Genomic DNA, 24745 nt, shown 5'->3' on the forward strand with positions numbered 1-24745 from the left:
CCCTTATCTTGGCAGCACTCCTACCGGAGATTGAAAGCTTCCAATCTCGTCCTGATCTAAAATCAAAGGAACCGCTGGATGCAATATAGGCGCGATATCGCGGGCCTTAGGGCTGTTGCTGTACTTCCGGTCGTACTCTTTCATTTCGGAATTTCGGCGATCCCGGGTGGCTTTAGCGGGGTCGATATCTTCTTCGTCATCTCCGGCTACCTGATCAGCGGAAGCCTCTTGGATGACCTTGAACGCGGCCAATTTTCGATCGTCAACTTCTACTGGCGCCGTGCCCGGCGCATTCTGCCGGCTCTCGTCTTTGTGATGCTTCTCACCTGCATTGCCGCATTGTTCATTCTTCTGCCATCGGATCTGCGCGAATTCGGTCTTAGCATCATAGCTGCCTCGACCTTCTGGTCGAACGTTTTTTTCTGGAAAACGTCAAGTTACTTCTCGATCGATGCCGCGCTTCGACCACTGTTGCACACCTGGTCGCTTTCCGTAGAGGAGCAGTACTACATCTTCGCCCCAATCCTGATGTTCCTAATCTATCGCTACATCGGGAAGCGCTGGCTGACGACACTTCTTCCGATAATTCTCTGCAGCTTCGTAATGGCGGTGATGGCGACATCGCTGGCGCCCACCGCCGGATTCTATCTGCTGCCGACCCGAATCTGGGAACTCATGTTGGGCGCCCTGCTCATGCTCAAACGCCCCCCGCCGTTGGGCAACAGATTCCTGATGGAGTCGGTGGGGTTGGCCGGATTTGGCCTTCTCGCCATCGGGTTCTTCGCGCTTTCGGAGAGCGACCCGTTCCCAGGCTACAACGCCTTGTATCCATGCATCGGAACGGCCCTTCTGATCTATGTTGGCCAAAATTCCCCCTCGACGGTCGCCAGCCGCATGCTCGAAATCCGGCCGCTGGTCTGGATTGGGCTCATCTCGTATTCTTTGTATCTTGTTCACTGGCCGCTCAATGCGTTCGCGCATTATCTTTCGTTCCAAAAACTCGATCCTTTGATGACCGGTGCGATGTTGGTAGCAAGCCTCGCATTGGCTGCATTCTCCTGGAAGTTTGTAGAGCAGCCGTTTCGACAGAAGAGGGCCTTCACCGCCCCGGGGCCTATCTTCGCCTTTTCAGCGCTCGCGATCGTTGTTCTTTGTGCCGGCGGAGCGGCGGGGGCGCTCGGCAACGGCTTTCCGCAACGGTTTCCGGACTATGTCCAGCGGCGCATTTCCGTCGGGGACTGGAGGAATGGCATCTGTTTCAACGAGGGCACCAGCCGGATCGAAAGCTGGAATATGGAGGATTGCACGCGCACTCGCGGTTTTCCAACAACGGTTTTTTTGTGGGGCGACTCCTTCGCCGCGCACTATGTTTCCGGCCTGGGTGCTAACATAAATCGGTTGCAGGCGAACATCGTGGAATATACGTACGCCGGCTGCCCACCGATACTCTCTTACTACTCTTACGCTCGTCTTGATTGTGTCCGGTTCAATCGCAAGGCCTTGGACATCATCTTGGAAGCGGACATCAAGACGGTTATCCTCAGCGGTAAATGGAGTGACTATGAGGTCAGAGGCTTCGACGGTCTTCAGCAAACAATCGATACGCTTCGTGCCCTGGGCGTGCGCGTGTTTGTCATCGGCCAGTCTCCGCAGTTCCCAACTGACGTCCGGAAAATTGCGTTCTTCGCCAAGCGCCAAAATCTGGACGATACGTCCTGGCCGATGGCGATGGACCCCGGCATCAACGAACGTGTGCGCTCATTTACCAAAGGCGCCACATTCATCGATCCGCTGAAATTCCTGTGCAGCGCAGGACGCTGCCCCTATTCCGACAGAGGAGAGTTTATGTATTTCGACTATGGTCATTTCTCTTCAGCCGGCGCCACACTGGCAATCTCGAAATACTGGCCGGCTTTTGGCAAAGACAATGCTCTTCCTAAGACGAAGTAGCGGGTCAGACGGCTGACAAGCACCAGTGCGGGTCCCTGTGATTGCTCCTGCTTCGGCAGCAGCCGCGACGATGGAGCTGTTCAGGTTTAAGGCCACCCGATAGCGACCTAGGATGGGTGCTGCCACGCGGATCGGACTAAGCGTGCATTATCACGTAAATGTTGAGAGAATGAATGGCGCCGCGAAGGGCAATTCCAGCCATCCACAGCGACAGGCGTGTCGCGGTCCCGACATAGCAGTGGCACTTACCTGACACGGCCTCACACTGCCCTCTAAACGGCCCCGAATTTGAACTGACCACCCCTGGCCGGTTCATTGGGCAGGTCAAGGGCTAGGCTGTATTACACAGGGCTCACCCCTTTCAGTCTCAAGTTGGTACGATGGGCCGTGGACGGTCGATGCAGACTTCAAGGATGGCGAAAGAAGCTCTCTATGCGTGCGTTGTCGAGGCAAGTGCCTTTGCCAGAGATGCTCGCGGCTGGAGAGATTTCAAAATGAGCGTTGGAAGCGGAGAATGCCGCCGACGCTGTTCGGCTTGCTCGTGCCCTTGACGGTGGTAGGGTCGGCAGGGCCGACGCCAAAGTTGCCGTAGTGGTCGTAATCGACCTCGGCTGTGACCGTGAAGCCAGGAACGACCATATAGACGACGTTTGCAGCCAAACCAGAATTCTTGAGCTGATCACTCGAGACCTGAAAGTTGAACGAAGTTTTCTCGTCAAACTCGTAGGTGGCGCCCGCCCAGAAAGCCCACTGGCCGTTCCAGATTTTGTACGAGCCGCGCACATGATTGGCGATTGCGCCGTTTGAGTCCTCGTTGAGACTGCCATTGGAACCGTAGCCGAACAGTCCAAACAGCGACAGCTGGTTTGTGACAGCGACGTCGACACGGATCTTGCCGGCCAAAGCTTCGTAGTTGCTGTCATAAGCCGCGACGCCGGTGATCGAGCCCCAGCCTTGCGTGTATTTCAAGCCGGCGACAACGTGCGGAATATAGCTGTCGATAGTACCGGCTGAGCCCGATCCTTGTTCGAGCGAAATCACGGTCGAAATGCCGTTGCCGGCGTCGAAGTAGTACTGAGCCACGTTGGTGTCGAAGCCGGCCGACCGAACGAGCATACTATCGAGAACGTTGCCAGCGTAGCTTACAAACGTATCGAAGGCCGACCCGTCCTTGCCAACTCGCAGGCCCCCCAGCTCGACCCAGGCAGAAGCCAGTGCGAGGCCGCTGTTGAAATCATAGTTCTGAGGACTGTCACGCGAGTTAGCGCTATTGCCAAAATTCACGTGGGTTTCGGTATAGGTCGTCAACGCGCCGAGCTCGGTCTGCTGGCCGCTCCAAGTTTTGAACGTGAAGCGTGTGTTGTTTCGCCAAGTGCCTTGGTCCTCGCCAGTTCTCACATCCGAGGTTCTTGCGCTGTCATAGGATCGGACATCACCCAGGCCGATATCATAACGGACATAGCCGCCGATGCGCAGGCAGGTGTCGGTGTTGGGAATATAGAAATACCCCGAGCCGAGGACGTCGCAGATCTTGATGTACTCGGCCGGTTCCCGCTCGGCGCCAGCTGCTCGAACGACGGAGGCGGCGATCAGAGCAGTTAAGCCGAGAAGACGATTCTTGATGTACATGTCTAGATCTCCATGAAGGAATAAAAAGGATAGAGGCGTAAGAGAAAGCTTTACTCTAAATTTTGTGCGTGTTGTCTCCAATTTGTGGACGTAAAAGCGCTTGACATGGGAGGTTATCCAGCGTAGAAGCCACATGTACTTAGAATAGTGTTTTCTGCTAGGAGATTCATTATCGTTTATATGTGAAACACTCCGGTCAGACCGCTGCAGCCTCGGAATAGAGCAGCAAGCGACATGCCAACCTGAAGCGTAGATGCGGCCGACACCAAAATTGGGCCGACGCGCCTTCGTCTCGCTGGAATCACTTTTTTTGAGGGTCACTGCGAAAAGCAATGTGCGACACGGTTCGCCATGTTCGATATGTGACAGTCTCGTTTAACAGCGACGGCTTCCCGTCTGACCGCAACGGAGGCCGCTTCATGCGCTACCGAGAAGGATTACTGCGCGCGTGCGGTCCGCAAGGGCTGCGCCAGGAACAGAGGGCGTCCACGTCCGATGTGTCGCATGGTGGCCGAAGCACCTTTTCGCCGCTGTAAGTTCGCCGTGCAGGTACATTGCGCGGCCGATAGCGAGAAGGGATCGCACCCTGAAACGGTTGCCTACGGCTCGCCTCGAGTAATTGGCGATGAACAGCATTCTCGAGAACTTAGTCTCGACGGAAAGAGCAACGAAAGGAAGCCGCTTGGACGAGCACGATCCGAAGGAAGAACTGATCGAGACCATTTTCCGCAACGGCACAATCACTGCCGTGGGTATCCTGCTTGCCTTTTCGCTCGGCTTCCTCACTCATTGGGCGGCGAACCCCTTGCCATGGCAACTCTACGATCTGTTCGCCGTAGTGCCGATCCTGCTCGGCATCGCACTGCAGATGAGAGCGCTGTCCATGCTGCTCGACATGAGTTCCTTGCGCCGCCCCATCTACGAACGCGCCAATCGCATTTTCATGGTCGGCCTCATCCAGACCGCGTGTGGCGTCGGGATGGCGATCTTGGTCGATCTTTTCGGGATATCGGTAGGGGGCACGCTGCCCGGCGCTTGACGACAAGCCACACCGCCGCTCATCGCTCGAAGCGACGTCAAGCTGGGGAGCCTTGTGCACCCCCTAGCGGCGCCTTCCTTTCATCAAATGAGCGGACGTCAGCTTTAGAGCGTCTCGGTGGCTAAAGCCGGTATGGTTTTTCGGCCGGCAGGGAAGGCCGCTGGCTGGACCTGGATGGCGTCTGAACGAGGCTTGACAGGTGCGTTGCGACGTTTGGCGTCGGACATGAATTTCGCATTGCAAAGTTCTTCCGCAGACGCCTCAAGCACACTGCATCGGCGTCACGTACTCAAACGTTGAATGCGGCACCGCACCATCACCTCAGGCGGACCATGGCACGCGCGCTCGGTTGATACCGTCCTGTCCAAGCGAGACTGCGACATCGCCGCCTCCGCCTTGAAAACGCGGAGAAAGCGGGACGCACTGACTTAGGTCAGAGACAGGACGAGCGCGCAACGAAACAATGATGGATCAGCGACGTGGGACGACAGCTCCTTGCACACCTCAATCCTGACAAAGTACCGGGACCCCCGGCCGCCTTGGTATACCATCTATCCGACTGTGCCAGACTTCTCTGCGGCGGTTGGTGCTGACGATTATGAGGAATGGCTGAGGGGCCTCCCGGCCGACGAATCGGTGTCGCTCTATTTCCACATTCCGTTTCGCCGATCCATGTGCTGGTATTGCGGCTTCCCTACCGCGGTCACCCGTCGCAACGGCCCGATCCTTAATTATTTGGCGGTGCTGCGTCAGGAGATCAGTTTGGTGTCGGAGCAAGCGCGGCAAGGGCTGCCGGTGAGCGATGTGCATTTCGGCGGCGGAACGCCTCACCTTATCGGGCCAGCCGAGCACTTAGCGCTGATGGAATTTCTACACGCCACTTCGCTTTCAGCAAAACTGCTGCGATCGCCGTGGAGTCGATCCCCGAACGTTCACACCGGAAATGGCCGAAGCCTTGGCAGCTACCGGTGTCAACCGCGCGAGCATCGGCGTGCAGAGCTTTGATCCCGATGTGCAAAAGGCGATCAATCGGATCCAGAGTAAGGTGCAGACGGCCGCTGCCGTCGAAAATCTCCGCCGGCATGGCGTTGGCCATATCAACTTCGATCTCATCTTCGGTCTCCCGAAACAGACTGTGCAGTCCTGCATCCAGACCGCGATGGCTGCGGTCGCCATGCGCCCCAACCGGTTTGCGGTGTTCGGCTACGCGCATATTCCTTCCGTGATAAAGAATCAGCGCCTAATCGAGCAGGCAGGTCTACCGGACGGCGATGTTCGCGCCGAACAGGCTGCAGCTGTCGCCGAGACACTGGTTGGCGTCGGCTACCGGGAGATCGGGCTCGATCATTTCGCTCTGCCGGACGACGAACTCGCGCTAGCGCAGAAGACCGGGCGCCTGCGGCGTAATTCGCTGGGATACTCGGCCGATACTTGCAAAACCGTGATCGGCTTCGGCGCGTCGGCTATTGGCCGAGTCGGCGAGGGGTACGTTCAGAACGAAGTAACACGGGATTCTTACGCCCGGCACATCGCAAGTGGACGTCTGGCGACATCAAAGGGCCACCGTCTGACCGACGATGACCGGGTGCGCGCAGCAATCATCGAGCGACTGATGTGCGATTTGGAGGCCGACGTGCCGACCATCTGTGCCGCCCACGAAATCGAACCAGCTCGTTTTCTCGATTCAGTTGAGCGTTTGGTGACGCTGGCTGAGGAGGGGATCGTGGACGTCGAAAACGGCTTCATCCGCGTGCGGCCGGAGCACCGCTTTGTTGTTCGCGCCGTTGCTGCTGCATTCGATGCTTTTCTCGCGAATCGATGAGTTGAGGCCACGACTCCGAAGGCATCAGACCTTGTTTGGCGCTCGTCGGCATGGGCTCTCGCAGAAGACTCCGCAAGCGCATGCAGGGGACTTCCACTTGACGCCGCGTTCATCATCATCTCGCCTGGGTGCGCTCGATCGCACAACTCGGAGCACGCTGCTCTCGGTGTGAGGCTGTGCTCTGCAAAGCACCGGTGATCCACCCTGTCCCTGGATAGCAGCTTGATGGCGTCATCTTGGAGGACGAGAAAAGATTGTCGAGGTACGGGTACGAATTGCCTCGGTCGTTCGTTCAATCGAAAGCACTGTCTGCGGAGGCACCTCTCCTTCATGCAGTGACAGGAGATGCTGGCCGACTTCCTTATCTGCTGCGGTGAGTCGATGATTTAGGCGGAGAAAGTCCATCCAGGTGGGGGTGCGGAATGTCTCCGTCCAAAGTGACGGTGTTTGCAGATTTCGCTGGAGCGTCCAGTTTCGTGCACCGGCACGGCTCTGGACGTGTCGCCGCGTGCGCATGTAGCCCAGAAAGGCCTCGATATTTTCCTCCGATATCAAATACTCGACCTTGGCCACGATAGGGCCACTTCTGGGTTTCAGATCGAGAGCCACGTCCGGCGGATGAAAAACTGAACTTTCTTGATCCGTTTCTTCCCAGGGACGGACCGGCAACACGATCCCCGCTGCTGCAACCAGCAACAGAGCGCCCGCGGCGCCCTCCAATGCTGAGGTCAAGGAATAGTTTTGCGCGACAGAACCCCAGATCCAGCTGCCAGCAGCCATACCGCCTGCGCTCAAGGCGTAGTAAATGGAGAGCGTGCGGCCTACAACCCACCTTGGGCTTGCCAACTGCACCGACACGTCAATGCCCGTCCAGGTGATAAGCCAACCCGCTCCGCCGAGCGCCAGCGAAATGGCCGCCACAGGAACCGACGATGTCAGGGCAAGGGAGAGGCAACAGACTGCACAAGCCACAGAGGCGAAGGCCACCAGCCTGTTTTGAGACGTGACCTTCCTCAAGAAGCCGTTGCCCATGCCCGCGATGAAAGCACCCATGCCGAAGCCGGCCAATAAGATACCGTAGACAATTGGCCCACTCTTCAACTGATCCCGGACGACGAGAGGGAGCAACGCCAGAATGGAGATGCTTGCCAATCCGAAAAGAGCTGCTCGGGCGGTCGCTGCCCTGATCTCCAAAGACATCGCCGTAAAGCGCACTCCGTCATGAATTGCCGTCGTCATTCTCTCACGAGGGAGAGGCGAAGAGCGGACCTCCCATTTGGTGCGCCATATCGCGCTTATAGGCGCCAGATCACTCACCGCAGCCAAGGCGAAAGCGGCCAGCGGCCCAAAGACGGCCAGGATCACGCCCCCTAAGGCCGGACCAACGCTGCGCACAATGTTGTATCCGACGGACATAAGCGTCACTGCGGCCGGAATGTCGCGTTTGTGAAGGATATCGCCGACCGAAGCGTGCCAGGCCGGATCATTCAAGGCAAAGCCGCAGCCGGCCAGGAAACCTAACCCGAGAATCAGCCAAGGACTGACAAATCCCAGACCCACAGAAATCATCAGCGTCATCGACGCCGATGCTATCAGGCAGTGTCCCGCAAACATCACCCACCGGCGGCTGAAGTTGTCGGCAATGGCTCCGGCGAAAACTGAGAGGAAGAACACCGGCAATGTAGATGCGGCCTGGACGAGTGCAACCATAAGGTCGGACGCAGAAATCGTTGCCATAAGCCAACTGATGGCGACCGTTTGCACTAGCCAACCCAGGCTGGAAATCTGGGTGGCCGTCCAAATTGAGCGAAACACCTTGTTTCGAAATGGAGCCAGCGTCTTTGAAACGGGCGGTTGAGGATTTTCGCTCTGCATGAGGTTTTGCTGGCCTTCGATGAGCGCTGCGATTTGAGCAAGCGGTTCGGTACTTAGACATCGCGGAGCACCGCACGGAACCAGCTCTATGGAGCTTGCCGGCGACTATTTACGTATTGAGCCATTCTCATAGTCTCATTCAATGAGCAGTCCTATGCGCAAGCGTTGCTTTGCTAAATTCCCACGACAAGCGCGCCGCCGCTGAGACCCGCACCCGCTGCCGCCAAGAGGACTTTCTCGCCAGGCCGAAACGGCTGCGCCCGATGGGCGAGCGACAATGAGAGCGGGATCGTCGCGGCGGAAGAGTTGCCATATTCGGCGATCGTCTTGACCATCGAGTGATCTGTGATGCCGAGGTTCCTGCCGACCGCGTCGAAAATGCGAGCATTGGCCTGATGCGGCACGAAACGATCGAGGTCTTGCGGCCTCAGTCGGGCAGCAGTGAGCGCATCTCTCGAGCAGGCGGTCATCATCTCCACGGCCTTGCTGAATACTTCACGGCCGTCAGTGATCGTCATCCGTGTCTGCGCGAGGTCGAGGTCGCCATGGAACGGCGTGTTGCTTCCGCCGGCGGGAATCTGGATCAGCCCGTAGCCCGAACCGTCGGAATCCACCGAAGCACCAAGAATGCCCCGGTCAGTGTCTTCGCACGGGCCGATCACCACGGCGCCGGCGGCATCGGCAAACAGCACGGCGCTGGCGCGCTCGGCCGAATTGATGCGGCGGCTGAGGATGTTGGCGGCGATGACAAGGCTCGCTTTGCCGTGCAGGCGGGTGAACCCGTCGGCGAACATCAGCGCATAGATGAAGCCGGCGCAGGCGCCGGTCAGGTCGATCGCGCCGGCGCGACCTAGTCCCAGCCGATGTGCGACCAGGGGCGCGCTTGGCGGCAGAAGATGATCGGGTGTGGAGGTAGCGAGCAACAGTAGGCCGATGTCGCCGCGGTCGATACCGGCATTGGTCAGCGCCATGTCGCCGGCGTGCGCGGCAAGGGCCGACAGCGTGTCTTCGTCCGCTGCCCAGAAGCGCGACCGTATCCCGGTGCGCTGCTCGATCCAGCCGGGTTCAAGCCCGAGACGATCTTCGATTTCCGGATTCTCCACCTTGCGCGCGGGCGCATGATGGCCAAACCCGAGAATGCGCGATGATCGGCTCATGGCTTTGAGCCGAAGCGTTCGCCGGCCTCCTCGATGGCGTCATAGAGCCCATCCAACTCGTTGCCGGTAATGCAATAGGGCGGCAGAAGGTACAGGACATTGCCGAGCGGGCGCACGAGCAGGCCGCGCTCAAGAAAAAAAGCGCGCAGTTTTGGCCCGATCTCGGCCAGATAACCGGCTGAGCCGGTGCGTAGGTCGAGTGCCGCGATGGTGCCGGTTGCCCGGCAATCGGTGAAGCGGGGGTTGTCGCGAAAGCGCTGGAGGCCAGCGGCCTGCATCGCGCTCGAGGCCGCGATCCGCTCGGCCACCGGCTCGTCGTGCCAGATCTCGACATTGGCAAGTGCCGCCGCGCATGCAATCGGATTGGCGGTGTAGGAGCTCGAATGGAAAAACGTCTTCTTGCGATCCTCGGAATAGTGAGCCTGGAAGATGGCATCGGTGGCGATCGTGGCGGCCAGCGGGATGGTACCACCGGTCAGACCTTTCGAGGTGCACAGGATGTCCGGCGAGACGGACGCCTGTTCGCAGGCGAACATGGTTCCGGTGCGCCCCCAGCCGGTCATCACTTCATCGGCGATCAACAGCGTGCCGGCGGCCTCAGTGATCCTCTTCAATTCGGTCAGAACCCAGGCCGGATACATGAGCATGCCGCCGGCGCCGAGCACGAGCGGCTCGACGATCAGCGCGGCGGCGCGCCGGTCGCGGGAGAGTGCCTCGAACCGATCCAGCGTTTCCTGCTCGCGCCCGGCGGCCGGGAAGGGGATGGTGTCGACCTCGAACAGCAAGGGCTCGTAGGCGGCGTTGAACACGCCACGGGCGCCGACGCTCATCGCCCCGATCGTGTCGCCATGATAGCCGTGCTCCATGACGACGATGCGCGAACGCGGCGCGCCGATGTTGCGGAAATAGCCGAGCGCCATCTTCAGCGCGACTTCGATTGAGGTCGAGCCACTGTCGGAATAGAACACCCGGTCGAGGCCGGCGGGTGCGAGGCCGACAAGCGCCTCGGCCAGGCGCTCGGCCGGCTCGTGGGTGAAGCCCGCGAAGATGATCTGGTCGAGGCTCGACGCGGTCGTCTCGATGGCCTTCATGATGCGGGGGTGGCGGTGGCCATGAGTGACGACCCACCAGGAAGAAATCGCATCCAGGATGCGGGAGCCGTCGGCCTTGTGGAGATAGGCGCCTTCAGTCAGCACGATTTCAGGGATCGAGGGCTCTAGCGCGTGCTGCGTGAACGGATGCCAGACTCGAGACTGCGCCATCAGTCGCCTCCGGCAATCATGGCCAGGTCGAAGCCGGAAATCATTGCATCTCTCAACGTTTCACCCGTCAGCGGACCGAGGTGCGGCAGCCTGCCGAGCTGCGGCACGCCGCCGAATTCCACGATTGTCCTTTGCGTATCGGCCACCTCTTCGCCCATGAAGGCAATGCCGATGAGCGGGATGGAGCGGGCTCTCAGGGCCTCGATCGACAACAGCGTATGATTGATGGTGCCGAGCGCGGTGCGGGCGCACAGTATGACCGGCAGCCGCCATTGTTCGAATATGTCAATGAACCTTGTCTGTCGATTGAGCGGCACCATCAGCCCGCCGGCGCCTTCGATGACGAGCGGTGTCGGCAGGACCGGAAATGAAAGATCGTCGGCCTCGATCGCGACGCCGTCGATTTCGGCTGATCGATGCGGCGACAGCGGCATCGCCAGTCGATAGACTTCGGGCAGCACGCGTCCGTCGGGCAAGCCGGAAAGCCGGGCAACGACCTCGCTGTCAGTCTCCTCGTCGAGGCCCGATTGCACCGGCTTCCAGTAGAAGCCGTCGAGCAGGCCGGCGAGCCCGGCCGAAAATACTGTCTTGCCAATTCCGGTGTCTGTTCCGGTGACGACGATGCGTTTGGTCATGCTGTGGCCAACACCTCGACGAGAGCCTCGACCATGGCGGAAATGTCGGTCTCGTCGACGTTGAGCGTCAGCGAAATGCGCAGGCGCGATGTGCCCTCGGGCACCGTCGGCGGACGTATGCCGCGTATGTCGAAGCCGCGTGCCTGCAGGGCCGCCGCCACCGCCATGGTGCGCCCAACGTCGCCGATGACAAATGGCTGGATCTGCGAGCCGCTGGGTACGACGCCGCAGCGCTCGGCCAATTGGCGGCCGGCGCAGGCAACGCGTTCCTGCAGCTGAGCGCGGCGCATGGGCTCGTCGGACAGAATAGTCAGCGCTTCGCGCGCCGCGACCGCCATCAGCGGCGAGGGCGCGGTGGCGTAGATGAACGGCCGGCACCGATTGACGAGATAATCGCACAGTGTCCTCGGCCCGGTGACGAGTGCACCGGATGCGCCGAGCGCCTTGCCGCATGAGTGGAGCGTGACGATGTTGTCGCGGCCTTGGCACGCGGCGGCCAGTCCCCGGCCGTCCGGTCCCCAGATGCCGGTGGCATGCGCTTCATCGACGACGATGAATGCCTGGTGCCGATCGGCCATCGCGACCAGGCTCTCCATCGGCGCGCGGTCGCCATCCATGCTGTAAAGGCTTTCGACGGCGATCCACACGCGCCCCATGCCGCCTTCGGCGCGCCAGCGGGTGATTGCGTCCTCGACAGCGTCGACGTCGTTGTGCGCGGCCAGCTTGAACTCGGCGCGCCCGGCCTGCGCGCCCTCATGCATGCTGGCATGGGCGAGTTCGTCGAGGACCAGCAGGTCGCCTTTCTGCGGCAGCGCGGTCAACAGGGCGAAGTTGGCGATGTAGCCGCTGCCAAAGAACAGCGCACGGTCGGCGCCGAAGAATGCCGCGGCGTCCGCCTCCAGTTGCTCATGTTCCGGTGCGTTGCCGCGCAACAGCCGCGACCCGGTGGCGCCAACCGGCGTGCCCCGCGCAATCGCCGCCGCAACCGCTTCGCCAAGTCTTTTGGAGGCGGCAAGTCCGAGATAATCGTTCGACGAGAAGTCGAGACCGGCGCGCGGTGCGAGCGTCCGCAACCGGTCCTTGCGCGCCAGTCCGCGCAAGGATGCGTCATAGCGGGCAAGAATTGCCTCGTTCATTGCGTGGCGAGTTCCATCGGCTCGATGCCGAGACGCTGGAACAGAAGGCTATCCTTGTCCTCGCCGGGATTGTCCGCCGTCAGCAGCGTGTCGCCGACAAAGATCGAGTTAGCGCCGGCAAAGAAGCACAACGCCTGCGTTTCGTCGCTCATCGCCGTCCTGCCGGCGGACAGCCTTACACAGGATTTCGGCATCATCACCCGCGCGAGCGCAACGATGCGGACGAAATCGATCGGATCGATGGCGTCGGCCGCGGCAAGCGGCGTGCCTTCGATGGGAATAAGCATGTTGATCGGCACGCTTTCCGGCGGCTCGGGCAGGTTCGCCAGCGTGACCAGCATGTCGATGCGATCGGTCTTTTCTTCTCCCATCCCGACGATGCCGCCGCAGCAGACTTTCATCCCAACCGCGCGCACGTGCCCAAGCGTTTCCAGCCGGTCGGCAAAAGTCCTGGTTGAAATAACCTCGCCATAGTAGCCCTCAGAGGTATCGATGTTGTGGTTATAGTAGTCGAGACCGGCCTGCTTCAGGCGAGCAGCTTGCTCAAGATCGAGCATGCCGAGTGTCATGCAGGTCTCCATGCCGAGCGCCTTGACGCCCTCGATCATGGCGACCACGACGTCCATGTCGCGCTCCTTGGGACTTCGCCACGCCGCGCCCATGCAATAGCGCGTTGCGCCGCCATCACGCGCCTTGGCCGCTTCGTCGATGACATGCTTGACGTTCATCAGCTTCGACGCCTTCACCCCGGTTTCGTAATGCGCAGACTGGCTGCAATAGCCGCAATCTTCGGGGCAGCCGCCGGTCTTGATGCTAAGGAGCCGCGACAGCTGCACTCGGTTTCGATCGAAGTTCTGGCGGTGGATCGTCTGAGCTAGGAACAGCAGATCGTTGAATGGCATGCCGTAGATGGCCTCAGCCTCTTTGCGGTTCCATCGCGGAGGCGTTCCATCGACCGATTGCATGGTCTGGTTCACGTCGAACTCCGAGTTCATTCCAACCGTCATCGTCAAACCTTTGTTGCTAGTCCGGTACGCCTTCAGGAGTCTGTCGACCGGCAAGCCCGGTCCGACTTGGCTTTGGAGCGCACTCGCTAAAAGGCGAGCTGCGGCACGTCTTCCCACCGCCTTCCTACGCCTGCCGAGCTGATGTTGCTCCTCATGCCGTAATCCTCAGTTCAAATGCTTGCAGATGTTCTGGTGGTCCGGCATGTCCAGGCCGATGTCGAGGATCGGGGCGCTGTGCGTCAGCCATCCCATGGAGATGAGATCGACACCGGTCGCCGCAATCGCCGCCGCCGTTTTCGGCGTCACCCGACCGGAAGCCTCGGTGATCGTACGGCCACCCACTATAGAAACCGCGCGGGCAAGATCCTCGACCGACATATTGTCGAGCAGCACCGCGTCAACACCAATCGCGAGCGCTGCATCGAGCTGCTTCAGCGTGTCGACCTCAACCTCGACCTTCACCATATGCCCTGCGGCGGCGCGCGCCCGCTCTATTGCTGTGCGGATATCGCCGGCGATCGCGATGTGGTTGTCCTTTATGAGCACGCCGTCATCGAGGCCGAAGCGGTGATTGGCACCGCCGCCGACGCGCACGGCGTATTTTTCCAATACCCGCAGGCCGGGCGTCGTCTTTCGCGTCGATACGATCCTCGCCTTGTGACCGCGCACGGCCTCAACCATCGCCGCTGTGGCAGTGGCAATGCCGCTCAGCCGGCATAAGAAATTGAGGGCAGTGCGTTCGGCCGTGAGCAGGCCTCGCGCGGGTCCGGACAATTTTGCAATGGTTTCCCCGGCCCCGACATCGCTGCCATCAGGGCGCCAGATCTGGATGTTGATCGCGGGTTCCACGAGCAGGAAGGCGTACGAGACCAGATCGAGCCCGGCAACGACGCCCGCCTGCCTCGATTTGAGCACCAACGTGGCAGTGCAATCATGCGGGATAACCGCATCGCTGGTCAGGTCGCCGCATCTGCCCAGGTCTTCGAGGAGCGCACCGCGCACAATCGGTTCGATCAGGGTCGCGGGGAGGGGGGAGAATGAAATCATATCAGGTGCTCCGTATGGTAGCCCGGCAATCGAGTGCGGCCGCGGCCCGCATTGCGCTGTGCAGTGTCAGCCGTGATGGGCGCGCGTCGGCATCGTGGAGCGGGAAATCGGACCGACAGTGCGCGCCTCGACTCTCTTCCCGCCCCAGGGCCGCCACGGCGATCATCAGTGAGACCAAAGCCGGACCAGAGGCAGCGACATTGTCAGCTGCGATCGGCAGCAGGGTCGCCACCGCTTCGCGCATTGCCTCGCCGTCGCGGATGATACCCAGGGCGGCGGAGACAATTGGGCGGACCGCGGAAGCGTCTGGTCGTGGAGGGACGAATGTGGAGCATCTGCGCGGTCGCCGGGTATACGACGTGCCGGCAACGCTTTCGGCAACCCAGCTCGCGGTGACCGCCGCTTCGGTGAGCGAGTTGCTGGCCAGGCGGTTGGCGCCGTGCAGGCCGGTACAGGCGACCTCACCGCAGGCCCACAATCCCTCGATGGAGCTGCGGCCGGCGCTGTCTACGGCGACGCCGCCCATGTGATAATGTGCCGCCGGGCGCACCGGGATCGGGTCGGTCGCGGGGTCGACCCCTGCGCTCCGGCACAATTCGGCGATGCCTGGAAAACGCTTGCCAAATCTCGGGCCGAGACTTTGCCGTGCATCCAGGAATACGCGGCGTCCAACGGCAAGCTGGTGCCAAATGGCGCGCGCGACGACGTCGCGAGGCGCAAGTTCACCGCCAGGTGTGTCAGCGAGGAAGCGCTCTCCTCGCTCATCGATGAGCACCGCGCCTTCGCCACGCACGGCTTCGCTCACCAGCGGCATCGGCCGGCGCGGACCGTCGAGCGCAGTTGGATGGAACTGTATGAATTCCAAGTCGGCGAGTTCCGCCCCCGCCCATGCGGCGAGCGCCAGCCCGTGACCCCATGAGCCAGCGGGGTTTGTCGTATCGCAAAACAGCCCGCCGACGCCGCCGGTCGCCAGCACCGCGCGACGCGTGGGCAGAGCGAGCGCGCCGGCTCGTCCTGCGGCGACCACGGCGATGACCGACCCGTCCTGCACGACCAGCCGGCGGACCTCCACATTTTCGATAGTGGTGATCGAGGCTGTACGCCGAACCGCGGCGATGAGCACGCGCACCAACTCGCGACCGGTGGCGTCGCCGGCTGCATGCACAATCCGCCGTCGCGAGTGTGCCGCCTCGAGCCCAAGTCGCAACGCGCGGTCAGGGTGCTGGTCGAAGGCGACGCCGAACCTTTGGATCGTCCTAATCGCTTCGGGTGCAGCTCGGACCACTCGCCGCACCGTGGCCTCGTCGCAGAGTCCGTCGCCGGCAGCTATCGTGTCGCAAAGGTGAAAATCCGGGCCGTCGTCGCCGCCGAGACTTGCCGCAAGACCGCCCTGGGCAAGCTCACTGCAGGCTCCGGTTCCAAGCGGCGCGTTGGTCAAAAGCACGACCGGTTCCGGCGCCAGATGAAGCGCCGTCATCAGGCCGGCAATGCCGCCGCCGATGACGACCGGCGCCCCGGCGATGTCGCGAACCTCCAGGCTCATAGGGAAAGCATGCGCTCGACCGCGCGGCGGGCGGGGCCGGCAATTTCCGGATCAATCCGGACCTCATGCCGGTTCTGCTCGAGCGCGGCGCGAATGTTGGCCAGGTTGATGCGCTTCATGTGCGGGCACAGGTTGCATGGGCGAACGAACTCGACGTCGGGATGCGCGACCGCGACGTTGTCGCTCATCGAACATTCGGTCAGAAGGACGACACGCGTCGGTTTCTCCCGCTCGACATAATCCGACATCGCTGCGGTCGAGCCGGAGAACTCCGCCTCCGCGACAACGTCTGGTGGGCATTCTGGATGGGCCAGCACGATGACGCCTGGATGGGCATCGCGCAGTTCCCGAATGTCTGCTGCGGTGAAGCGCTCATGCACCTCGCAATGGCCTTTCCAGGCGATGATCTCGACGTCTGTATCGGCTGCCACGTTCCTCGCCAGATATTCGTCCGGCAGCATCAGCACACGCGCCACGCCAAGCGATTCCACCACCGCCTTCGCGTTGCCGGACGTGCAGCAGATGTCGGACTCCGCTTTTACGGCGGCCGATGTGTTGACGTAAGTAACAACGGGGACCCCCGGATACCGCAGCCGCATTAACCGCACGTCGTCTGCCGTGATCGATTCGGCCAGCGAGCAGCCGGCGCTGAGATCCGGGATGAGCACGGTCTTGTTCGGATTGAGCAGTTTTGCCGTCTCGGCCATGAAATGAACGCCGGCAACCACGATGATGTCGGCGTCGACCGTCACCGCCTTGTGGGCCAACGCCAGGCTGTCGCCGACGATGTCTGCCACGCAATGAAAAATTTCGGGCGTCTGGTAATTGTGCGCCAGCACCACCGCATTGCGCTCACGCTTCAGCGCTAAGATGGCTTCAATATCGCCGGCGAACGCGAGCCATTCAACGGGAGGGATCACCCGCCGGACACGCTCATACAGGGACGCAGCCATAGGTAACGCCCCAGCCATTGACGCCTCGATTATATTCGGTTTGACAATAAGGGAATATGTCTACCTTGACTATAAGTATGTCAAGCCCGCGCCAGCGGTAATTTTGTCCCGGCGATAGCCCTGTCGTCGAGAACGGCATGGCGGAAGCGATAAAGCTTCGCCGGTCGGCCGCCCGTGTCGAGGGAGGTCTCCCCAGTCTCCTCAACAAGATCCTGCTGCTCGACCAGTCTCCGGAAGTTGGGCTTGTTGATGAGCCTGCCAGCCAGAGCTTCCACGGTTCGCTGCAGTTGCAGCAGCGTGAAGGAAGGCCGCATAAGCTCGAACACGACCGGCCGGTATTTGATCTTCGAACGCAGCCGCGCAATCCCGGTTGCCAGAATGCGACGGTGGTCAGCGACCATTGGTTTGCCAGCCGCGGCCGCAATCGCGTCCCTGCCGCCACCGGCCTCTTCAATCAGAGCAGCTTCATAGAGCAACTCGTAGCGTTGGAGCGTGAGTTCCTCGTTCCAATGGCGGTCGTCGAAGCCGAAGGCTATCGCAGCGCGCTGCCGGCGCTCGCGTTGAGTGGTCGGCTCGCTGGCGCTGCCGGCCCACTCAATCAGGCGGGGCCGCAATCTATCGAGCAGCACAGGCGGCGTGCCGAAGCGGTGGTCCTCCCAGGGAAAATATTCGTACCAACTTTGCCAGCCGCACGCGGTCAAGTTCGTTGCCTGTTCCTTCCTGGTCAATGCGAGATAGCTGATTGAGATGACGCGCTGGTGGCGCTCAGTGCCGATGCGATCGCGATCGGCGAAGGTGTAGAGTTGCTCGATGTATCCCAGTGCATGGCCAGTCTGCTGCTCCACCCACCCCCTCAAACCCGACTGCAGCGATCGATGCTCAAGCGCAAAAGGTCCAGAAGGGAGGGTGTCCGCATGACCGACGGTGAGGACACAGGGCTCACTGTCGTTAACGGCGACCACGACGGCAGTCAGGTCCACTTTGGCTTCGTCAGCTTTGACGGCGGCTTTGCCTTTCTTGGTTCTTCTTGTCTGAGGATCCATGTTTGCGAAAGTGGGTTGGCCCAACGGAGCGCCTTAATCGATTGAATGTACCCTTGGCAGCCAGCACGTCAACACCGTACTACTCAAGCACTGTTTTTAGCTCTTCGCAGTCGCACAAAAATATGCCAAACGCGACCCCGCTGTTGGTAACGTAAGGGAAGGGGGCGTCGGTTGAGCGCGGCTGGTGAGATAAAAGGGATTAACCCTCCAGATATTCGATTGCGAAAAGGCCAAACGCCACTTGTATGCTTGACGGCCTACACCACGCCGGTCGCGAGGCTACTCGATCGCCACTGCGACATCGTTCTTGTCGGCGACAGCGTCGGCATGGTGCTGCACGGCCTGTCGTCGACGCTGGGCGTCACGCTCGACATGATGATCATGCACGGACAGGCCGTTCGCCGCGGCCTTGAACACGCGCTGATGGTCGTCGACCTGCCCTTCGGTTCCTACGAGGAAAGCCCAGAGCACGCTTTCGGCAACGCTGCGCGCGTGATGGGTGAGACCGGTTGTTCAGCGGTGAAGCTCGAGGGCGGCGAGACCATCGCGGAAACCATCCGCTTCCTTACCGCGCGCGGCGTACCTGTCATGGCCCATGTGGGGCTGACGCCGCAGGCGGTAAACACGTTCGGAGGCTATCGTGTGCAGGGCCGGGGAGCCGATGCAGAGCGGATCAGGCGCGACGCCAGGGCGGTAACCGAGGCGGGCGCCTTCTCCTTGGTGCTCGAAAAGATACCGGAGCAGCTTGCACGGCAGATAACCGCCGATATCGACATACCCACCATCGGCATCGGTGCCTCGCCAGCTTGCGACGGCCAGATTCTGGTGAGCGACGATATGCTCGGGCTCTTCACCTCATTTCGGCCGAAGTTCGTCAAACGCTATGCCGAGCTCGGTGAGCAGGCTGAGGCGGCAATCGCCGCTTACGCCACCGATGTGCGGAACCGGCACTTTCCGGCGGTCGAACATCTCTATGTCAACGCCTTGAAGGCCGGAGACTTCACATGAGCGTGCCGATCGCTCGAACCGTGAGCGAGCTGCGCGCCGTCGTTGCGCAATGGCGTCGCTCGGGTGCCACGATCGGTATTGTGCCGACCATGGGAGCCTTGCACGACGGGCATCTGAGCCTTGTGCGGAAGGCGCTTGAAAGGGCCGAGCGGGTGATCGTGACGCTGTTCGTAAACCCCAAGCAGTTCAACAGCCCCGCCGACCTGATTGCCTATCCTCGGACGGAAAGCGAAGATGCTGCCAAGCTCGCGCCGCTGGGCACGCATCTGCTCTATGTGCCGGACGCAGAGGAAATGTACCCGGCGGGCTTCGCCACGGTCGTTTCAGTGTCCGGCATCAGCGAATGCCTGTGCGGCGCATTCCGGCCCGGCCATTTCAATGGCGTGGCGACGGTCGTGGCCAAGCTCTTCCTGCAGGCCGGCGCTGACTTCGCCTTTTTTGGCGAAAAGGATTTTCAGCAACTTCAGCTTGTCAGGCGCTTGGTCCGGGACCTCGACATTCCGATCACTATTGTGCCCTGTCCGACAGTCCGCGAAGCCGATGGTCTTGCGCTATCGTCGCGTAACGTGCGGCTCTCCCCAGCCCAACGCGCCATTGCCCCAAAACTAGCATCGGTCCTGCTCGATACGGCCGAGCGGCTTGCACGCGGCTCTCCCATCCTGCCTACGCTCGATGAAGCGCGTGCAACAATTCTGGCTGCCGGCTATCGCGAGCTCGAATACCTGGAGCTTCGCGGAGAAACAGACCTGCAATCGTTAGCAAGCCTTGACCGATCGGCACGCTTGCTTGCTGCGGCTTGGCTTGGCGACACGCGGCTCATCAATAACGTCGCAATATCACCCATCGGTAGTTGGTCAGGTGCGCGGAGCTCTCTCCAATCGGAAGCAGCACAGCAATTGCGGTGATGACGGCGGCGCGTCGCGCCCTGCAGGGACAGGCCATTATTTAGAACCACGTCTCCGCCCGGCTTCCAGCAACCTCCGCGAGGTACGCAAAGCGCAGATGCATCGCGTATTTGAAACCTTGGTCGAGCAACTCTCTGCAAGCGTCGATGCCGTCGATCTCCATGAGGCAATGGCGTCCGCCGCAGCCGGGTTCGACTTTCCGTTCTTCGCTTATTTCACCTACCCATCCGCTTCCGGCGACACGCCGCGATTGATCTCGAATTATCCATCATCATGGACATCACATTACCTGCAACTGCGCTACCACAGCGTGGATCCCGTGATCCTGCGGGGACTGCGAGGCTGGGATACCTTCGACTGGGGTGTGGACCGCGATCACCGTTATTTGCCGACCTCGCAGCAGGAAGTCCTGGAAAAAGCAGCTGAGTTCGGCATTCGCGGCGGACTGACCATGTCGATGCATGATCATCGCGGCCGGTTCGCCGCACTGACCTTCGCCTCCAACGAGGCGCATCCGCCACTTTTGAGGTCGCTGACGCGCTACGAAAAAGCAATGCAGTTGGTTGCGATCAACGTTCATATCCATGCCCGGCGCAGGCTCGCCGAAGATTGCGTGGTAGATGGCATAACGCTCACCCCGCGGGAGTTCGAGTGCCTGAAATGGGCGGCGTGCGGCAAGTCGGCCTGGGATATCAGCCAGATTCTCGGTGTCTCGAAACGCACCGTGACCTTCCATCAGGAAAACGCCAAGGCGAAGCTTGGCGTGCGAACCATCAACCAGGCCATAGTGCGGATGGCTGCTCGGGCGAGATCCTGATCCTCTCCAAGGCTAGCTGTAAAGGTCTACAGGCTGCATTCATGACGGCTTTGCCCTTCGATTGCGTGGACACATCCCGCACGGAGACGACAATGATGCAGCTGATAACACCCGACTGCTACGCCGAGTTCGCGAGCGAACTCAGGGAAATGCACGGGCTTAGGTATCGGGTTTTCAAGAAGCGGCTCGATTGGGAAGTGCAGACCGAAGGCGAAATGGAAACGGACCCGTTTGACAGCCTGAACCCCGTCTACCTACTTCTCAAGGGGTCCGATTGGCGAACTTGCGGCTGCGTCCGCCTTTTGCCGACCACCGGACCGACTATGTTGCGCGATACGTTTCCGGCGCTGCTGGATGAGATGGTGGTCCCTGCGAGTGCCGATATCTGGGAGAGTAGTCGTTTCGCGCTCGATCTCCCTGCGACAGCGCCGAAGGCTGCTGGCGGCCTGGCACAAGCAACCTACGAGCTCTTCGCGGGCATCATCGAATTCGGCTTGGCCAACAATCTCTCCGGGATCGTAACGGTGACAGATACGCGCATCGAAAGGATCCTTCGTCTCGCGACCTGGCCGTTGTCACGTATCGGACAGCCCCAGCAGGTCGGCAACACCGAGGCAGTCGCCGGCTTCCTCGAGATTTCCTACGCCAGTCTCTTGCGCATCCGCTGGAGGGGACGCCTGAACGGGCCGGTGTTGTGGCAACCAGTTCTCGTCCAATCGGCATAGCGCCTGCGGATGGTCAGCCGTGACCTGGGTTAAGTCTGCTCACGGCCGCCACCGCCCGCCGTCAAGCTGAGCGGACCCGGCCCCACGAGCATTCGACTGTTCCGGTCGATCGACTCGCGCGGCCGGACTTCGGATTTCCGTAGGCGCAACCCGCAGTCCAGCGTGAGCACGCCAAAGTGGCGCCCGTCCGCTTGGAAAGAAGCCAATGTGGCTTCTGAGATCGCCTTGGAATATTGGACCGGCCGCCGTGAGCGATCCCAACCTCAAACCTTTGCCGGTATGCCGGTTTGGCCGGACCGTCGGCCAGTCGGAGCAGTCCCCCGATAAGGACCCGAGCTGACGCGCGATCCAACAGCGCCCAAGCCTATGCTATGTGCATTACCGTTCGGTTGGCCATATCGTCCAAGACCGCATGAAGAAGCCTTCCAACCTCCTGCGCAGCGAACTCTGGCGCAATTCCTACATCGGACAATTGAATGAGCATTTTCTTGGCAGCACAGCGCCAGAACGCACTCGCCGCCTCGCCGTTCTTGGTCTCGAGGGCCTGGGCGATACTTTCGACCAATGTGCGTCGCCGATGCAGCGGAAATACGCAAATGTTTGAGTCATGCATCAATCACCTCACAGTTTCAGTTCCACAAAGAAAACACCGGCGTCTTCAAAAGCGCCGCGCTAGCGCGGTGACGGTTCGCGGCGACATGACGAGTTCCACTTCCCCTCGACAAGCCATTGGGCGATGAGCCGCCGGACCGCACATCCGGACCGCACATAAGGTGAACCACCATTGCTGATCCGGCTGCGTTTCCTGTGCCGTTCCGCGACGAGGCGTTCCAGCCCGAATTGACGTCCAATGACTTGATTTCTGAAAGGGCAGGGCGGCACGAATCACCCGACTGTTCCGCCGCTTACATTCCTGCGAGCTTGTGTATGAATGATTAAAGCGTGCCCGAGCCGTTCTTGGTGGCCGCAGAAGGGAATCATGTCATCCGCGCCTATCGTAAGGCCGCGCGACTTCTAGCATGGCTGCACTGCCCCGACAGGGCTTTGCAATCGCGCGTTTCGAAGCCTATGCTTGGCATCGGCCGTCAGTTACTTCGGATGCAGCCGACAGTAAGAGGTACGCGCTCTTGCCCGCATGAGAGAGAGCCTTGCCCGAATCCCTTTTTCGCAACCGGGTGCTGAAATCCCTTTCGCCGGAGGACTTCGCGCTGTTGCGACCATCGCTGCATCGCGTCGAACTGGACATCAAGGCTCAGTTGGAGATCGCGCATCAGCCGATCAGGAATGGATATTTTCCCGAGAGGGGCATCGCCTCGGTGGTCGCCACCATGACCGGCGGACGGCAATGTGAAGTCGGCATTATCGGATATGACGGGATGACAGGAATTGCTCTCATTCTCGGACAGGACAGCTCTTCCAACGAGACCTATATCCAGGTCGCAGGCAATGGCTGGCGCCTGCCGGTTGAAATCATTCGTCCTGCGGTTGCGGAAAGCCCGTCGCTGCGCACGTCAGTGCTGGACTATGCCCACGCGTTCCTTGTCCAGTCGTCCCGGACGGCACTGGTCAATGGCCACTCCAAAATCGAGGAACGGCTGGCCCGCTGGTTGCTGATGATCCATGACCGCTCTGACGGAGACAAGATCTACCTGACGCATGAATTTCTGGCGACCATGCTCGGCGCCCGCCGTCCCGGGGTCACCACGGCCCTGCAAATGCTTGAATATCGAGGACTTGTCCGTGCCAAGCGCGGCGAGGTCACGATTATCGACCGCGTCGGATTGATGGAACTCACGCATGGCGCTTACGGCGAGGAGGAGCAACGTTATTTCGGCCTGGCCACCGCTGCCTGATTGTCCGGTATCGGACATAGGCTTGAAGGCTGCCGAACTCCCGTCCTAGATCGTGTCAGTCAGAGTTTCAGGGAGGCGGGTGAAAAAGCCGCCGAAGCCTATGTTCTGTCCAGAGGCAAGGCCCGGTTCCTCTCCACCGCCCAGGCGATCCGCGCCATTCGAACGCTTATGCCGGCGTGCAAAGCGACCGATCGCGAGTTGAGGAATTGGTGGCGGCGACGTCCATCGTTCACGGTGTGCCCGTCGCCTTCGACGCAAAAACAGCCGAGGGAGTAGAACCACGGCTGCATTCCTAGGAGGGCATGCCGCGCCGTCCAGACTGTCAGATCGGGCATTCGTCAGATGGTTGTCCGCTAACTTAACTGGCAGAGTCTACAGGACGTGTCCAGCATTGCGAACTCACCGATCGCTTGGCGGCCAAAGCTGCCGGCAAGCGATCGCCTCATCCAGCCGTCTGCACCATCTCATCACAGACATCATCGGTGATGCTACCTGCCCAGCATATGTCCAGCATTTCGCAGGGCGGCCAGAAGGAGCCTCGCATAGCCTGTGACATCGATCTGGGCCTGCATGGACAGGGGCATGCTGGTCCAGTTCTCCAATGGTGCAATGAAAGGTGAGAAGGTGCCATTGACAAGGCAACAGCAGCTAACAAGGCCCTCTCGGTCCAATGCCACCACACCGATCTTGTCGCCTGGATATCCAATGGCTGCGACTCGCTGGACCTCCAGGTCACCGTCAACCCGCACGTCGAAAAGAAGGCTACCACGGCTCCTCGTGGCTATCTCAGCCGCCTTCTCATCAAAGCTTGAAGAGAGCAAGCGGACGCTTTCCACCGCCATCTGGAAAATCACCAAATCCAGTTCATTCACGGCCATATGGGCAATTGCGCGCAATGGGTGGTGATTGCAATGACACACACTGCTTGTTCACAGATGTCGGTCACGAACGATCATTCGTCGGGTTCCGGTTCCGACCAACGGTGTGGCCACCTGATCGTGCTGCGGTTCGAACATTCCTAACGCGAGCCGAGCGCTGTTGATGAGGATGGAGTCTAGGTCTCGGGCCCTGCCTCGCGGCTTGCTCATCCTTGGCAGACCCCTTGCAACGCCGCCGCGATGGCGCAAACGCCAGATGACGCTGATCCATCGCTTAATCGTGAACTGAGCTTCTGAACACCCTTGGTGGGACAGCAGGGTGGAAGGGCTTGACCAACGCTGCCGCCGTTTTCGAAGAGGGCCCGTCCTCGATTGAATCTTTGGAGCCCCGTGCGGCGCGCAGGAAAATGTTGACCATCTGGACGCAGGTCCCAGACCCCAAGGCAAACAGGGAACCTTCC

General features: G+C 60.5%; 20 protein-coding genes and 1 pseudogene. 8 read left to right on the forward strand and 13 right to left on the reverse strand.

Annotation, left to right across the window (positions count from 1 at the left end; translation table 11 throughout):
* Positions 1-78: 78 nt before the first annotated feature.
* Positions 79-1950 (forward strand): acyltransferase family protein, encoded by a 1872-nt coding sequence (locus tag EN859_RS18890; protein WP_126089913.1) that lies wholly within the window; start codon positions 79-81, stop codon positions 1948-1950.
* A gap of 489 nt (positions 1951-2439) precedes the next feature.
* Here the strand turns inward: EN859_RS18890 and EN859_RS18895 are convergent, their stop codons facing one another.
* Positions 2440-3579 (reverse strand): porin, encoded by a 1140-nt coding sequence (locus EN859_RS18895; RefSeq protein ID WP_126089912.1) that lies wholly within the window; start codon positions 3577-3579, stop codon positions 2440-2442.
* A gap of 682 nt (positions 3580-4261) precedes the next feature.
* Between EN859_RS18895 and EN859_RS18900 the strand changes: the two genes are divergently transcribed.
* On the forward strand, positions 4262-4618 hold the full coding sequence (locus EN859_RS18900) for a hypothetical protein (RefSeq protein ID WP_091595902.1): 357 nt from the start codon (positions 4262-4264) through the stop codon (positions 4616-4618).
* 495 nt (positions 4619-5113) lie between these two features.
* A pseudogene (gene hemN, locus EN859_RS18905) lies at positions 5114-6440 on the forward strand (oxygen-independent coproporphyrinogen III oxidase).
* 231 nt (positions 6441-6671) lie between these two features.
* Here the strand turns inward: hemN and EN859_RS18910 are convergent.
* The 10 genes from EN859_RS18910 to EN859_RS18955 form a co-directional block, all read right to left on the reverse strand.
* Entirely contained in the window at positions 6672-8315 is a 1644-nt protein-coding gene (locus tag EN859_RS18910) for an MFS transporter (protein ID WP_029354881.1), read from the reverse strand.
* A gap of 173 nt (positions 8316-8488) precedes the next feature.
* Entirely contained in the window at positions 8489-9472 is a 984-nt protein-coding gene (locus tag EN859_RS18915) for a beta-ketoacyl-ACP synthase III (protein WP_126089911.1), read from the reverse strand.
* Entirely contained in the window at positions 9469-10734 is a 1266-nt protein-coding gene (locus tag EN859_RS18920) for an adenosylmethionine--8-amino-7-oxononanoate transaminase (RefSeq protein WP_126089910.1), read from the reverse strand. The genes EN859_RS18915 and EN859_RS18920 overlap by 4 nt, the downstream gene beginning before the upstream one ends.
* Complete coding sequence (gene bioD, locus EN859_RS18925; RefSeq protein ID WP_126089909.1) at positions 10734-11369, reverse strand: dethiobiotin synthase; 636 nt, start codon at positions 11367-11369, stop codon at positions 10734-10736. Before bioD ends, EN859_RS18920 begins: the two co-directional genes overlap by 1 nt.
* Entirely contained in the window at positions 11366-12505 is a 1140-nt protein-coding gene (locus EN859_RS18930; RefSeq protein WP_126089908.1) for an 8-amino-7-oxononanoate synthase, read from the reverse strand. The genes bioD and EN859_RS18930 overlap by 4 nt, the downstream gene beginning before the upstream one ends.
* The gene (bioB, locus tag EN859_RS18935; protein WP_245456833.1) at positions 12502-13470 is read right to left on the reverse strand and encodes a biotin synthase BioB; all 969 of its coding nucleotides are present in this window, start codon (positions 13468-13470) and stop codon (positions 12502-12504) included. Before bioB ends, EN859_RS18930 begins: the two co-directional genes overlap by 4 nt.
* Before the next feature lie 207 nt (positions 13471-13677).
* Complete coding sequence (nadC, locus tag EN859_RS18940) at positions 13678-14559, reverse strand: carboxylating nicotinate-nucleotide diphosphorylase (RefSeq protein ID WP_185928335.1); 882 nt, start codon at positions 14557-14559, stop codon at positions 13678-13680.
* A gap of 1 nt (position 14560) precedes the next feature.
* Complete coding sequence (locus EN859_RS18945; protein WP_029354892.1) at positions 14561-16102, reverse strand: L-aspartate oxidase; 1542 nt, start codon at positions 16100-16102, stop codon at positions 14561-14563.
* Complete coding sequence (gene nadA, locus EN859_RS18950; protein WP_029354894.1) at positions 16099-17073, reverse strand: quinolinate synthase NadA; 975 nt, start codon at positions 17071-17073, stop codon at positions 16099-16101. The genes EN859_RS18945 and nadA overlap by 4 nt, the downstream gene beginning before the upstream one ends.
* A 62-nt stretch (positions 17074-17135) precedes the next feature.
* Entirely contained in the window at positions 17136-18098 is a 963-nt protein-coding gene (locus EN859_RS18955; protein ID WP_095521262.1) for a hypothetical protein, read from the reverse strand.
* 171 nt (positions 18099-18269) lie between these two features.
* Between EN859_RS18955 and panB the strand changes: the two genes are divergently transcribed.
* The 4 genes from panB to EN859_RS18975 all read left to right on the forward strand — a co-directional run bounded on the left by panB (position 18270) and on the right by EN859_RS18975 (position 21553).
* On the forward strand, positions 18270-19106 hold the full coding sequence (panB, locus tag EN859_RS18960; RefSeq protein WP_126089906.1) for a 3-methyl-2-oxobutanoate hydroxymethyltransferase: 837 nt from the start codon (positions 18270-18272) through the stop codon (positions 19104-19106).
* Positions 19103-20011 carry a pantoate--beta-alanine ligase gene (gene panC / locus EN859_RS18965; protein ID WP_126089905.1) on the forward strand — a complete coding sequence of 303 codons (909 nt, stop codon included), beginning with the start codon at positions 19103-19105 and terminating at the stop codon, positions 20009-20011. The genes panB and panC overlap by 4 nt, the downstream gene beginning before the upstream one ends.
* Before the next feature lie 118 nt (positions 20012-20129).
* On the forward strand, positions 20130-20828 hold the full coding sequence (locus tag EN859_RS18970; RefSeq protein WP_348628457.1) for a LuxR family transcriptional regulator: 699 nt from the start codon (positions 20130-20132) through the stop codon (positions 20826-20828).
* 92 nt (positions 20829-20920) lie between these two features.
* Complete coding sequence (locus tag EN859_RS18975; protein WP_029354900.1) at positions 20921-21553, forward strand: acyl-homoserine-lactone synthase; 633 nt, start codon at positions 20921-20923, stop codon at positions 21551-21553.
* Between the two features lie 364 nt (positions 21554-21917).
* Here the strand turns inward: EN859_RS18975 and EN859_RS39315 are convergent, their stop codons facing one another.
* Complete coding sequence (locus EN859_RS39315; protein WP_029354901.1) at positions 21918-22166, reverse strand: DUF6074 family protein; 249 nt, start codon at positions 22164-22166, stop codon at positions 21918-21920.
* A 643-nt stretch (positions 22167-22809) separates the two neighbouring features.
* Here EN859_RS39315 and EN859_RS18985 point away from each other — a divergent pair.
* A complete protein-coding gene (locus EN859_RS18985) occupies positions 22810-23406 on the forward strand; it encodes a Crp/Fnr family transcriptional regulator (RefSeq protein ID WP_348632930.1) in 597 nt (198 codons plus the stop codon).
* A 488-nt stretch (positions 23407-23894) separates the two neighbouring features.
* Here the strand turns inward: EN859_RS18985 and EN859_RS18995 are convergent, their stop codons facing one another.
* A complete protein-coding gene (locus tag EN859_RS18995; RefSeq protein WP_029354905.1) occupies positions 23895-24284 on the reverse strand; it encodes a hypothetical protein in 390 nt (129 codons plus the stop codon).
* Positions 24285-24745: the final 461 nt, after the last annotated feature.

This window comes from Mesorhizobium sp. M00.F.Ca.ET.216.01.1.1 (assembly GCF_004010325.2).
Lineage (GTDB): Bacteria > Pseudomonadota > Alphaproteobacteria > Rhizobiales > Rhizobiaceae > Mesorhizobium.